Annotated in this window: 13 protein-coding genes; 4 read left to right on the plus strand and 9 right to left on the minus strand. The window is 61.9% G+C overall.

Annotated features, from left to right (window positions below):
* Positions 1-69: 69 nt before the first annotated feature.
* Positions 70-321 carry a hypothetical protein gene (locus RL_RS40480; RefSeq protein ID WP_026158606.1) on the plus strand — a complete coding sequence of 84 codons (252 nt, stop codon included), beginning with the start codon at positions 70-72 and terminating at the stop codon, positions 319-321.
* Here RL_RS40480 and RL_RS07725 read toward each other — a convergent pair.
* Positions 272-604, minus strand: coding sequence for a hypothetical protein (locus tag RL_RS07725; protein WP_011651183.1), 333 nt, complete (start codon positions 602-604; stop codon positions 272-274). The two genes, RL_RS40480 and RL_RS07725, sit on opposite strands and share 50 nt — an antisense overlap.
* 354 nt (positions 605-958) lie before the next feature.
* On the opposite strand from RL_RS07725, the gene RL_RS07730 reads away from it, so the two are divergent.
* Positions 959-1,399: a glyoxalase superfamily protein gene (locus tag RL_RS07730; RefSeq protein WP_011651184.1), complete on the plus strand. Its 441-nt coding sequence runs from the start codon at positions 959-961 to the stop codon at positions 1,397-1,399.
* 85 nt (positions 1,400-1,484) lie between these two features.
* Entirely contained in the window at positions 1,485-2,852 is a 1,368-nt protein-coding gene (locus RL_RS07735) for an MATE family efflux transporter (RefSeq protein WP_011651185.1), read from the plus strand.
* Between the two features lie 43 nt (positions 2,853-2,895).
* Here RL_RS07735 and RL_RS40095 read toward each other — a convergent pair whose 3' ends face one another.
* The 8 genes from RL_RS40095 to RL_RS07770 all read right to left on the minus strand — a co-directional run bounded on the left by RL_RS40095 (position 2,896) and on the right by RL_RS07770 (position 11,343).
* Positions 2,896-3,057, minus strand: coding sequence for a hypothetical protein (locus tag RL_RS40095; protein WP_003587616.1), 162 nt, complete (start codon positions 3,055-3,057; stop codon positions 2,896-2,898).
* Positions 3,058-3,158: 101 nt separating this feature from the next.
* Positions 3,159-3,995, minus strand: a complete 837-nt coding sequence (locus RL_RS07740) for a helix-turn-helix transcriptional regulator (protein ID WP_011651186.1) — start codon at positions 3,993-3,995, stop codon at positions 3,159-3,161.
* A 51-nt stretch (positions 3,996-4,046) separates the two neighbouring features.
* Positions 4,047-4,274, minus strand: coding sequence for a DUF1127 domain-containing protein (locus tag RL_RS07745; RefSeq protein WP_011651187.1), 228 nt, complete (start codon positions 4,272-4,274; stop codon positions 4,047-4,049).
* A gap of 89 nt (positions 4,275-4,363) precedes the next feature.
* On the minus strand, positions 4,364-5,161 hold the full coding sequence (iolB, locus tag RL_RS07750; RefSeq protein ID WP_003558056.1) for a 5-deoxy-glucuronate isomerase: 798 nt from the start codon (positions 5,159-5,161) through the stop codon (positions 4,364-4,366).
* A 245-nt stretch (positions 5,162-5,406) separates the two neighbouring features.
* Complete coding sequence (gene iolE, locus RL_RS07755) at positions 5,407-6,324, minus strand: myo-inosose-2 dehydratase (RefSeq protein WP_026158607.1); 918 nt, start codon at positions 6,322-6,324, stop codon at positions 5,407-5,409.
* 66 nt (positions 6,325-6,390) lie between these two features.
* A complete protein-coding gene (iolD, locus tag RL_RS07760) occupies positions 6,391-8,241 on the minus strand; it encodes a 3D-(3,5/4)-trihydroxycyclohexane-1,2-dione acylhydrolase (decyclizing) (RefSeq protein ID WP_041936237.1) in 1,851 nt (616 codons plus the stop codon).
* 199 nt (positions 8,242-8,440) lie between these two features.
* On the minus strand, positions 8,441-10,375 hold the full coding sequence (iolC, locus tag RL_RS07765; RefSeq protein ID WP_011651190.1) for a bifunctional 5-dehydro-2-deoxygluconokinase/5-dehydro-2-deoxyphosphogluconate aldolase: 1,935 nt from the start codon (positions 10,373-10,375) through the stop codon (positions 8,441-8,443).
* 92 nt (positions 10,376-10,467) lie between these two features.
* Positions 10,468-11,343 (minus strand): MurR/RpiR family transcriptional regulator, encoded by an 876-nt coding sequence (locus RL_RS07770; protein ID WP_011651191.1) that lies wholly within the window; start codon positions 11,341-11,343, stop codon positions 10,468-10,470.
* 207 nt (positions 11,344-11,550) lie between these two features.
* Between RL_RS07770 and RL_RS07775 the strand changes: the two genes are divergently transcribed.
* Complete coding sequence (locus tag RL_RS07775; RefSeq protein ID WP_011651192.1) at positions 11,551-12,666, plus strand: Gfo/Idh/MocA family protein; 1,116 nt, start codon at positions 11,551-11,553, stop codon at positions 12,664-12,666.
* Positions 12,667-12,728 lie beyond the last annotated feature (62 nt).

The following is a 12,728-nucleotide window of genomic DNA, read 5'->3' on the forward strand; positions in this document are numbered from 1 at the left end:
CGCCTCTACATCGGAAGGGCGCGAAGGCTTAGCTCAAGTGCCTGAGCCAAATAGATGGAGAATGCAGCAATGGATCTCAACTGGGTTGTTCTCTTTAGGGAAATCGAAATCGGCAATCGCCGGATCCGCCATGATCCCTTGGCCGATCCGCTCGATCGTCCGGAATGGCGCGGATTTCTCTGGGCCGTACCGATCATCGCGCGTCTCGCCGCAAGACGGAGCGGCGAAACAAAGGCGACGCGCCGCGATGATTCGCGGATCGGAAAAAGCCTCAGGTTTCGAAGTTCAATCGCAACACGTGGTGCAGGAATTCCGGATTGATCAGCATGTTGAAGCTGATCGTCACCAATTCGGCTTCGCGCTTGACCACGGTCGCACCGATCTCGTCATGGATGCCGAGGATTTCGAGGAAGAAATGGCTCGGCATTTCCAGGTTCGGGCTGACTTCGAGCAATGCGCCGGCAAGCGTGATCGTGCGGATCAGGCAGCGCACCTGCGTTCCGGTGCTGAGGTGATGGCCGACGAAGATGATGTTGCCGGGTCTGTCGAGATTGAATTCCCTGTAAGCACGTTCCGGCTTGGGGTGTTCTGTGTCGAGGTGCATCTGAAAGGCCCTTTTAGCCTCCGCTTGTAATACGACAGGATATTAGCCGAAGAATGCTGACATTTGCTGAAGAACACCGTTAAGATTGAATGCATATGTGAAAGCCGCGGGAAAATCGCACCGATTTCGTGCAGATTTGCCCCAAAGCTGCGCATTCCTCGGGCAGATGCGCCATTCTTGACATCTCGGCGGTGTTCGCGCATACAAAGGCCGGTTCGAGGCGCCGGCCGCTCGCGGATGAAAATCCACGGTGAAGTCCTCGCGATCATGGTCACGGCCCTTTGTGCATGCTGACTGACGGCAATGCGAGCTCCCATCCGCAGTCGAAGAGCATGCCTTGCGAAGGCTCACGCCATGACGACGACCTATCCTGCCGTTGATGAATTGAAGGCCCGGGCCAGGCGCCTGCGCCAGGCGATGAACGATCGCGGCACCACGCTGACCCACAGTGCGGCGTTAGAAATGATTGCCCGCCAGCACGGCGCACGCGATTGGAACACGCTCGCGGCCCTTGCGGCAAAGCCCAATGCGAGCCCGAAGACGCCGCTCTTCGTCGGCGCGCATATTCGCGGCCGTTATCTCAATCAGCCGTTCACCGGCGAAGTTCTGGCGCTTTCGGCCCTGCCGGGCGGCGACCTCCACAGGATCACCATCCATTTCGACGAGCCGGTGGATGTCGTCACCTTCGAGAGCTTTTCCGCCTTTCGCCAGCGTGTGAACGCGCAGATCGATGCCGACGGCGTGTCGCCGCGGAAGACCTCGAACGGCGTGCCGCATCTGGTGCTCGATCTCTAATTTGCTCTCATTCTTTTGAGGCTGTCCGGATACGCAGGATTTTTAAGCCGGATCGTGCCTCGCCCGCTATCGCACGGATTTCTCCATGACCGATCTTTCTGAAGGCAATGCCTTTCTCACCGGCTGGCTACCGGGCGTCTTCATCAAAACGGCGGCACCGATCGTCGCGATCACCACCGTCAGCGGCCTGTTCACCGTCGTCGACGCCTATTTCCTCGGCGCCTATGTCGGCCCGGATGCGCTCTCTGCCGTCAGCCTGATTTTCCCCGGGCTGATGCTGCTGGTCGCCCTACAATCGCTGGTCTCGAACGGCATGGCAAGCATCCTCGCCCGCCGGCTCGGCGCCGGCGATCGTCAAGGCGCGCGTCGGGTATTTGCCAGCGCGCATGCGCTGGCGTTCGCCGTTACCCTCATCCTCAATCTGGTCTACTGGACGCTGGGCCGGCAGATCATCGATGCCGGTGCCGCCGGCAATGCTGCCGTGGCCGATGGCGCCAGGCTGTTCATGGGTGCGATGACCGCCTGCGCGCCGGTCGGCTTCTTCTTGTCGCTGCATCTCGATGGGCTGCGCTGCGAAGGCAAGATCGGCTTCATGACACTGGTGACGCTGTCGGCCTCGCTGCTCAACATCCTCGCCAACTGGCTGTTCATGGCGGTGATGCATTGGGGCGTGCTCGGTTCGGCAGCCGGCTCCATCGCATCGCAATTCGTCTGTCTCGCAGCCGTGCTCGCCTATCGCTGGCGCCGGCCGGCGATACTCAGGCCTTCCCGAGGGTTGGCTCTTGCCGAATGGCGCGGCATCGTCGCCTTCGGCGCGCCGATGAGCCTCGGCTTCATCGGCATATCTCTGGCCTCGGCCGCCATTCTGCTCAATGTCTCGCTCTGGAGCACACATGACTACGTCGCGACTGTTGCCGCCTACGGCATCATCACCCGGATCATGACTTTCACCTATCTGCCGCTGCTTGGCCTCAGCATCGCGCTGCAGACGATCGTCGGCAACAATCACGGTGCCGGCCTCGGGCTCCGCGTCGGCCGCAGCCTGCAGATCGCCATGCTCGCAGCGCTCGTCTATTGCACCCTGGTGGAGATCACCGTCGAATTGCTGGCCGGCCGCCTCGGCGCCGTCTTCGTCGCCGATCCGGCGATTATCGCCGAGGTCAGGCGAATTCTGCCCTGGACGATCGGCGCCTATTTTCTCTTCGGGCAGATGCTGATCCTGTCGTCCTATTTCCAGTCGATCGGCGATGCGCCGCGCGCGGCGATCTTCGGCCTGTCGCGGCCCTATCTGCTCACCCTGCCGCTCACCTTCCTGCTGCCCTTCGTCTTTGGCGAGCAGGGGATCTGGATGGTGCCGGTCTTTGCCGAGGCAGGCATGTTCATCCTTGCTTTCCTGGTGCTGTCGCAGAACGCCAAACGCCGCGGCTGGCGCTACGGGCTTCTGCCCGCCTGAAACGCAAAAGCCGCGCACCCCGGCGCGGCTTGTCTCATGTTGTTTATTCTTTGCCTGCCGAAGCGGCCGATGTCGCGGCTTCCGCCTCATTCAGCGCCTCGGCGCATTCCTGGCAGCAGACCTCGACAGTCTTGCCGCCGAGCTTGACGGTGATGGTCTCCGCGCCGAGTTCGCAGTCGCAGGCAGCACATGTGGTCTTCTTCATCTGGTGATCCTCCGTTGATCGTCCCGTGATCGGGACAGGCTCATAAGATCATCGAAGACGGCATCGGCGCTGTCGAAATCTTTAGCGATCGACCTGGGCTCTTACTTCCGCCGCAGCTGTGCCGAGCGCTGGAATTCGGCCGGAGTCTGGCCGAAGGACTGTTTGAAGGAAGCGCTGAAATGGCTGTGGCTGGAAAAGCCGAGATCGAGACCGAGCGCGGTCAGATCCTCATATTGGCCAAGCAGATCGAGAGCACGGGCAAGCCGCAGCCGCAGCTGGTAGCGGTAAAGTGGCGTCGCCTCGACCTGCTGGAAGACCTGGGTGAGATAAACGGGCGAGACGCCCACTTCGGTGGCGATTTCCGAAAGTGTCCAGCGCCGCGCGAGATCGGAGGAAAGCACCAGCTTTGCCCGGTCGACGAGTTTCTGCCGGCCGGCGCTGGCGCCCGCTGCGTGCGATGTGCGCTCGCCGAGCGAACGGCGCACGAGCGTCAGCGCCAATATTTCCGCCTCCAGTGTTTCGGCGACGTTGCGGCTGAGACCATGGCGCAGGAGCGCAACCAGCGCCTGCGCGCGCGGATCGATCCGCCGGCGCTGGCGGCGGAAGGAAAAGGGCGGGCCGGGCTGCGCCTGCTCCTTCGGCGTAAGCTCTTCGAGCATGGAGTCGTCGATCGCCAGATCGATGCAGGCGTCGCCACCCTCGATAGGGTGGCTGATCCGGTATCCCTGGCCGGTATTGAAGAACAAGACCTGATTGGCTTCCGCCACCGTATCATTGCGGCCGACATGCCGCATGAAGACGCCGCGATAGGGATAGACGAGGCTCGTCCTGTGGGCGCATTCCTCGTCGCTCTTATGACGGCACTCGCCATTGCAGACGATGTCACGAATAGTGACCATCTTCGTTTTCAGAAGGGGTGCCGTTGAGAACTGGGACATTGCATATTCCGTATCAGACAGGCCAGAACCGACAGTACTTATAACAGCACTTTAGTAACGGCTGTAGACATGAACATCGCTTTCCGTCTGCCCCCTGGAAAGGCCGATATCCTTCAGCTGTTCGTCGGAAAGCTCCATCAACGCATTCAGGTTGCGTCGTTCGTTTATTTTGCGCGCCAGCCAGCGCGCCGCCGTGATTGCGGCAGGGAACAGGCTGGGTCGAGTACGACGCGAAGAGCGAATATTTCGGGCCGGTATCGTGAAATTCAGGCTGTGCATGGTGATCCTCCATCCGTGTTTGGATGGAGGCAGTGAACCATCAGTTGCAGCTTCGCGCTGTCAGATTATTTAGCGATCGAACGCGACGCTTACGCCTTCAGCAGCCACTCGTGCTCGGCGGCATTGTGGAATTTCCAGATCCGCTGCGGCCCGGCCATGACGTTGAGGTAATAGAGGTCGTAGCCATGGCAGGCGGCACAGGGGTGGTAGCCCTTCGGCACCAGCGTCACATCGCCGTCCTCGAGCGCCATTGCCTCGTCAAGCGAACGATCGTCGGTATAGACGCGCTGGAAAGCGAAGCCCTGCGGCGGGTTGAGGCGATGGTAATAGGTCTCTTCCAGGAAGCTCTCGTTCGGCAGATCGTCCTGGTCGTGTTTGTGCGGCGGATAGGAGGAGGTGTGTCCACCCGGCGTGATCACCTCGACGACCAGCAGCGAATGCGCCGAGCTGTCATCTTCCGGCATGATATTGTTGACATAGCGCACATTCGTGCCCTTGCCGCGCGTCACCTGCGGATGCGTGCCGGGCGGGATTTCCTTGGCCTGATAGGTGCCGCCGCCGGGTGCCGAGCAGACCGCGAGCTCCAGATCGGTCTCCGCCGTCACCGACCATGTCGATTCCATCGGGATGTAGAGCGCGTGCGGCGCGCCCTCGAACGGGTTCATCCGGCCGCCGAGCGTGCCGAAATCCTTGGTGCCGGCAGACGCCTTGCCCTTGCCGGTCACCCAGACGAGGCAGACTTCGCGATCGCCCGTCTCTCCCGAAACGGTCTCGCCCGGCTTCATCCGATGCAGATCGAAGCCGACATAGGTCCAGCCGGCGTTTTCCGGGGTGACATGGGTGACGCGGCCATGCGTGCCCGATGGTTTCACCTTGAGATTTGGCATTGGTGTTTCTCCTCGTAAATTGGCGTGTGCGGCCCCCCCTCATCCGGCTGCCGCCACCTTCTCCCCGAGGGGAGAAGGGATGTGCCGCGCCGCCTCTTTCCCCTTCTCCCCAGCGGGGGTCCGAAGGACGGGTTGAGTCCGGTGGCTTAACCCAGGCAAAGGTGTCCGGAGGGCGGATGAGGGGGCGTCTTGCTCCGGCTGTCCTGATCAGCCTCTCCCCCTTGTGGGGAGGGGTCTTGTGCTCGCTATCCCTTGGGGAAGCCTTCCGTTTCCACTGTATAGCCCGCGGCCGTCATGACGCGCATCAATTCGGCGTGGCCGATCTCGGCCATTTTCTGCGGCGGGGCCTTGCGCGGATCCTGTTCGGCCTCGACGACAAACCAGCCTTCATAGCCGTGATCGGCAAGCCGCTGGACGATGGCGCCGAAATCGAGCGAGCCGTCGCCCGGCACCGTGAAGGCGCCAAGCGCCACCGCATCGAGGAAGGACTGCCGGCTGCGGTCCAGCCCATCCACGACAGGCTTGCGGATGTCCTTGACGTGAACATGGTTGATGCGGGCGTGGTGGTTTCCGATGGCGCGCAGCACGTCGCCGCCGGCAAAGGCGAGATGGCCGGCATCGAGCAGCAGCGGGATGCCTTCGCCCGAATGACGCATGAAGGCGTCGAGTTCCGGCTCGGTCTCGACCACGGCCGCCATGTGGTGGTGATAGGAAAGCGGCATGCCTTGCTCGGCGCACCATTCCCCGAATTCCGTGACGCGGCGCGCATAGGCCTTCATCTCGTCATCGGAAAGGCGCGGCTTGGTCGCGAGCGGCTTGGAGCGGTCGCCCTGGATGGAGCGACCGACTTCGCCATAAACGATGCAAGGTGCATTGACCGCCTTGAACAGCGCGATCATCGGCGCGATGCGGTCCTTGTTGGCGGCAAGCTCCTCATTGACCAGCGTGCCGGAGAACCAGCCACCGCACAGCGTCACGTCGGCGGCGCGCAGGATGGGCAGCATCTCCTCGGGATTGCTGGGGAAACGGCGGCCTTGCTCCATGCCGGTAAAGCCAGCACTTCGGGACTGCCGCAGGCATTCCTCGAGAGACACGTCGTCGCTGAGTTCAGGAAGGTCGTCGTTCCACCAAGCGATGGGCGACATGCCGAGTTTGGCCTTCATCAACATTCTCCTTAAAAGCATTGCGGAGGAGCGGTGCCGCTCCTCCAGAAAAATGACAGCAATCGATCAGCCGACGCGCTGGGCAGCACGTGCTTTGACATAGGCCTCATGCGCCCTGTTGACCTCACTGCGCGAGCTGACCTCAGGCACCGCGACATCCCACCAGTGGCCGCCGGCTTCTGTGGTGATCAGCGGATCGGTGTCGATGACGAAGACCGACGTGCGGTCGTTCTTCCTGGAATCGGCGAGCGCCTGTTCCAGCTCGGCGATCGAGGCGACCTTGACGGCGATGGCGCCCATGCTTTCGGCATGCGCGCGGAAATCGATCTCCGGCATCACCTCGTGATAGGAGTCCTTGAGCAGATTGTTGAAGTTGGCGCCGCCGGTTCCCATTTGCAATCGGTTGATGCAGCCGTAACCGCGATTATCGAGCACGATGATGTTGAGCTTGAGGCCGAGCATGACCGAGGTCGCAAGCTCGGAATTCATCATCATGTAGGAACCGTCGCCGACCATGACGACGACGTCCCGTTCGGGACGCGCCATCTTGGCGCCGAGCCCGCCGGCGATCTCGTAGCCCATGCAGGAAAAGCCGTATTCCATGTGATAGCTGCCCGGAGCCGTCGCCGGCCAGAGCTTGTGCAATTCGCCGGGAAGGCCGCCTGCAGCGCAAAGAACCGTCGTATTCTCGCCGCCGATCGTGCGCGCCACCGCGCCGATCACCTGCGCATCGGAGGGCAGGGCGGCATTGGTCGTCGCCATCGCCCTGGCCGCAGCCTCCATCCAGATCTTTTTCTCCGCCGCTGCCTTCTCGGCGAGTGCTGCCGGCGCCTTCCAGCCCGAAAGCCCTGCCGAAAGCGCCTTCAGCCCTTCGCGGGCGTCCGCCACCAGCGGATGGCTGTCGTGCTTCACCGCGTCATAGGCGGCGATATTGAGGCCGATCATCTTCAGGCTGTCGTTCTTGAACAGCGCCCAGGAGCCGGTGGTGAAATCCTGGCAGCGCGTGCCGACGGCGATGACGAGGTCCGTCTCTTCGGCGATCGCATTCGCCGCCGACGTGCCGGTGACGCCGACCGAGCCGAGCGCCAGCGGATGGGTTTCGTTGATCGCCGACTTGCCGGCCTGGCTGACGACGACCGGAATGCCGTGGGCCTCGGCAAAGGCGGCAAGTTCCTTCGTCGCCTGCGAATAAAGCACGCCGCCGCCGGCAACGATCACCGGCTTCTGCGATGCCTTGATCAGCGCGATGGCATTCGCCAGCTCGTCCGCATCCGGCTGCGGCCGGCGGGTCGTCCAGACTTTTTCCGCAAACAGGCTTTCCGGATAATCATAGGCTTCTGCCTGAACGTCCTGGCAGAGCGACAATGTCACCGGGCCGCAATCGAGCGGGTCGGTCAGGACCTGCATGGCGCGCTTCAGCGCCGTGATGATCTGCTCGGGCCGGGTGATGCGGTCGAAATAGCGCGAAACCGAACGGAAGGCATCATTGGCCGAAACCGTGCCGTCGCCGAAATCCTCGATCTGTTGCAGCACCGGATCCGGCGCGCGGTTGGCGAAGACGTCGCCCGGCAGGAAGAGAACGGGGATACGATTGACATGCGCCACGCCGGCGGCCGTCACCATGTTCAGCGCGCCCGGACCGATCGAGCTCGTGCAGGCCATGAAGCGCGTGCGGAAATTCGCCTTGGCATAGGCAATCGCGGCATGCGCCATGCCCTGTTCGTTGTGGGCGCGATAGGTCGTCAATTCCTCGCGCACCTGATAGAGCGCCTCGCCGATACCGGCGACGTTGCCGTGACCGAAGATCGCCCAGACACCGCCGAAGATCGGCACTTTCTTGCCGTCGACGATCGTCATCTGTACTTTCAGGAAATGTGCGACGGCCTGCGCCATCGTCAACCGTATCGTCTTGCCCATCGGGTCCTCCCGCAATCTTTCTTTTCGCATTTTCCCCTCTCCAACCCCTCCCCACAAGGGGAGGGCTGACCTGCCGCGCTCTCTACATTCTCGCCGCAACGTCTCCTCCAAAGGGAAGCTTGCTGATGGCGTGAGGGCGGTGCTCCGGGTTAAGTCCCCCCTTGTGGGGAGGGGTTGGGGAGGGGTCTTAATTCTAAGTCTACTGATGTCCGCGCGTCTTCAGCCACGCCTCTGTCAGTTGCTGGAAGCGGCCGGCCATATCGGCGATCGCTTCCTCGTCGTTCATTTCGCCTGAAAGCCAGGCGCGCGCCGGATCGGCAAAGATCGTCCGGCCGACGGCGAAACCCTTCACGGAGGGAGCTGCCAGCGTCGCCTCGAAGCAGGAAATCAGCTCGCCGGCGGGCGCCTCGAGCCCGAGCAGCACGATACCGCGGCACCATGGATCATTTTTGGCGATCACCGCATCGATCTTCTTCCAGGCTTCACGGGATGCCTGCGGCTCCAGCTTCCACCAATCCGGCTTGATGCCGAGCGCATAGAGTTCCTCCAGCGCGGTCGCGATCGTGTCGTCGGTGAGTGGCCCGTTCTTGCCGGCGATGATCTCCACCAGCAGCTCGCGGCCGACCTTGCGGGCGGCCTCGAACAGCGTCCGCAGCTTCTCCTGCTGCTCCGTCTTCAAGTCGGCCGGATCATCAGGATGATAGAAGCACAGGCATTTGATGCAATGACCGAGCGGCCATTCGACGAGCTGCGAGCCGATATCCTGGCTGAATTCGAAGCGCAGCGGCTTCGAACCCGGCAATTCCACCGGCCGGCCGATCCAGGAAAAATTCTTCGTCGCCGCATCGAAGAAGGCGTCGCGGCCGAAGCGTTCGTCGATCAGCATGCCGTAGCCGTCGCGGCCGTTCGAAACCCGCGCCGCTGCCGCCACCGCCAGCCGCTTGAAAGCGACAATCTTCTCATGGCCGACGCCGAGCTCATCGGCGACGCTGACGAGCTGCGAGCGGTGGTCGATCGCCAGCGCCATCAAAAGCGGGATTTCGCCGCGCCGGGTCGATGCCCAGTGGATATGGTTGAGTGCCTCGTCCTTGCGCAGTGCCCGGTGTTTGCTGCCGGTCGTCAGGAAGAAGTCGAGTTCTGCCCAGGTCGGATATTCCGGCGAGCAGAGCAGGCGGGAGACGGCGAAGGCGCCGCAGGCATTGGCCCAGGTGGCGCAGGTCTTCAGCGGCTCGTCGCGAAGGAAACCGCGCAGGAAGCCGGACATGAAGGCATCGCCGGCGCCGAGCACGTTGAAGACTTCGATCGGGAAACCCTGGCCGATGATCCCGGCTTCGAGATCATCGGCGATCGGCCCGTCATAGACGATGCAGCCCATGGCGCCGCGCTTGAGCACGATCGTCGCCGGCGACAGGCGGCGGATCTCCTTCAGCGCGCCGAGCACGTCGTCGGCGCCGGAAGCGATCAGGATTTCTTCTTCGGTGCCGACAATGAGGTCGCAGTCAGGCAGCGTCTCCTTCATCTTAGAGGAGACCCGGTCGGATTTCACGTAGCGCTCGAAGCCTTCCGCATGGCCGGCAAGGCCCCAGAGGTTCGGTCGGTAATCGATGTCGAAGATCACCTTGCGGCCGTTCGCCTTGGCGATGCGGATAGCTTTGCGTTGCGCGGCCTCGGTATTCGGCCGCGAGAAATGCGTGCCGGAAACGAGAACGGCGCGCGAGGATCTGATGAAATCTTCGTCGATATCGCCTTCATCGAGCGCCATGTCGGCGCAGTCCGACCGATAGAAGATCATCGGCGACACGCCCTCGGCCTCGACCGCCAGCAACACGAGCGCCGTCAGTCGCTCCTTGTCGGTGACGATGCCATCTGTCGCGACACCTTCGCGCGCCGACTGCTCGCGGATGAAACGTCCCATCTGCTCGTCGCCGACGCGGGTGATGAGGCCGGATTTGAGGCCGAGCCGCGCCGTGCCGATGGCGATATTGGCCGGGCAGCCACCGACGGACTTGGCGAAGGAGCCAATATCCTCCAGCCGCGAACCGATCTGCTGGCCGTAAAGATCGACCGAGGAACGGCCGATGGTGATCACATCAAGCGCCGGCTCCGGCTGTGAACCCGGATTCGATTGTACCATGATGTCCTCCCGCTAGATTTTGCGCGGCTTCCAGTGCCTGCGTATTTTCAATAATGAAACATCGGTTCCGATATTTTGTCAATTCGGAATGTTTATTCCATTTTGCCTTTTGTAGGTTTTGACTGCTGACCCTTGCGCCGCCGTTCGGCGATTGCAACCGGCAGTGCCATGGTGAGCGCCATCGAGGCAGAAAGCGAGCGGAAGCCGGCGAAATCGGCCTCCGCCACCTCGAACCAGTGCGTGGCGCAGGCGGCAAGCGGCGAGAAAGCCGAATCGGTGATCGCGATGACGGGGACGCCGCGGTCGGCAAGCTCCTGGCTCTGGCTGAGGCTGTCGGCCGCATAGGGCGAGAAGCTCGCCGCGATCGCTGCATCCTTCGGTGATGCGAACTGCACCATTTCAGGGTCGACGCCGTTCGGCGATGCGACGATCTGGTGGCGGATATTGAGCTTGGAAAAAGCGTAGGTCATGTGCGCCGTCAAAGGGTAGGAGCGCCGTTTGGCGATCAGATAGATCGTCTCGGCGCTGGCAAGGATATTCACAGCTTTGGTGAAAGTATCGCTCTGCACCGTCGCCGCCAGCCGGTTGACCGACTGGTTTGCCGCGGCAATGAAGCCGGAGAGCAGATTGGCGTCCTCATCGTCGCCGCTCGATTGCTCGAGCGTGACGAGGCGCTCTTCGTAGCTTAGCGTCCGGTCTCGCAATCTTTCGCGAAAGATGCTCTGCAGGTCGGAAAACCCTCCGTAACCCAGATGATGCGCCAGGCGCACCAGCGTCGACGGCTGGACATCGGAGGCTGCCGCGATGCTCGCCGTCGTTCCGAAGGCGATCTCGTCGGGATTGCCGAGCGCAAAGGCGGCGACCTGCGCCAGCCGCTTCGGCATGCTCGCCTTGCGCTCGATGATGGTGCTGCGCAGGCTTTCGAAATCGCGCGGCACACGCGCGTGCCTCTGGGGATCGTTATCCATGCTTGTGGCTCACGAGATGAAACAAATATTCCATATTATCGAACATAAACGATTTCAAACGACACGGCTAATTGTTTTTAATCCCCTGTAATTGAAGGCTTTTGGACAGTTTATTCGGGAAATGTGGAGAAAAGCCTCCGACCAGGTCCCTTGTCAAAATGATCCAAATATTCCAAAAATCCGCGCGCAGCTCTGGAGGAGACGGAAATGAAGCCACTCGGCATCGGTTTGATCGGCACCGGTTATATGGGCAAGTGCCATGCATTGGCGTGGAATGCGGTGAAGACGGTGTTCGGCGATGTCGAGCGTCCGCGTCTCGTGCATCTGGCCGAAGCCAATGCCGGGCTTGCTGAGGCTCGTGCCGGTGAATTCGGTTTCGAGAAGGCGACGGCCGACTGGCGGGCGCTGATTGCCGACCCCGAGGTCGACGTCGTCTCCGTCACCACGCCCAATCAGTTCCACGCCGAGATGGCGATTGAAGCCCTTGCGGCCGGCAAGCATGTCTGGTGCGAAAAGCCGATGGCGCCGGCCTATGCCGACGCCGAGCGCATGCTGGAAACGGCGAAGAAATCAGGCAAGGTTGCCGCCCTTGGCTATAATTACATCCAGAATCCTGTCATGCGGCATATCAGGACGCTGATCGGCGAGGGCGCTATCGGCACGGTCAACCACATCCGCGTCGAGATGGACGAGGATTTCATGGCCGATCCCGATGTCTTCTTCTATTGGAAGAGCGAGCTTTCCGCCGGCTACGGCGCGCTCGACGATTTCGCCGTGCACCCGCTGTCGCTGCTCTGGTATCTCTTCGGCCATGTCGAGGCCGTCATAACGGATATGGTCAAACCCTATGCCGACCGCCCGCTGAGCGAGGGCGGTCGCCGTGCCGTCGAAAACCACGATGGCGCCAACGTGCTGATGCGGCTTGGCGGCGGCATCTCCGCCGTGTTGATGGCGAATCGCGCCGCCTGGGGTCGCAAGGGCCGCATCGCCCTGCAGATTTTTGGCTCGAAAGGCTCGATCGTCTACGACCAGGAGCGGATGAACGAATTCGAACTCTATCAGGCCGACGGTCGCGGCTCCGAGCAGGGCTTCCGCAAGATACTGGCGGCACCCGCCCATCAGCCTTATGATCGGTTTATCCCGGCACCAGGCCACGGCCTCGGCTTCAACGATCTGAAGATCATCGAATGCCGTGAGCTGATCCGGGCAATATCGGGCGAGCCGTCGTCGATCGTGACATTCGAAGACGGTCTCAGGATAGAGAAGTCGGTGCATGCCATGGCACAGTCGTTCCACGAGCGCCGCTGGATCGAGATCGGCTGAATGTAAGAGGCCGCTTTCCGTTGACGGGGCGTGGGGTAGGAAATAGGCCTTGGCGTGGTTGT

The organism is Rhizobium johnstonii 3841 (assembly GCF_000009265.1).
GTDB lineage: Bacteria > Pseudomonadota > Alphaproteobacteria > Rhizobiales > Rhizobiaceae > Rhizobium > Rhizobium acaciae.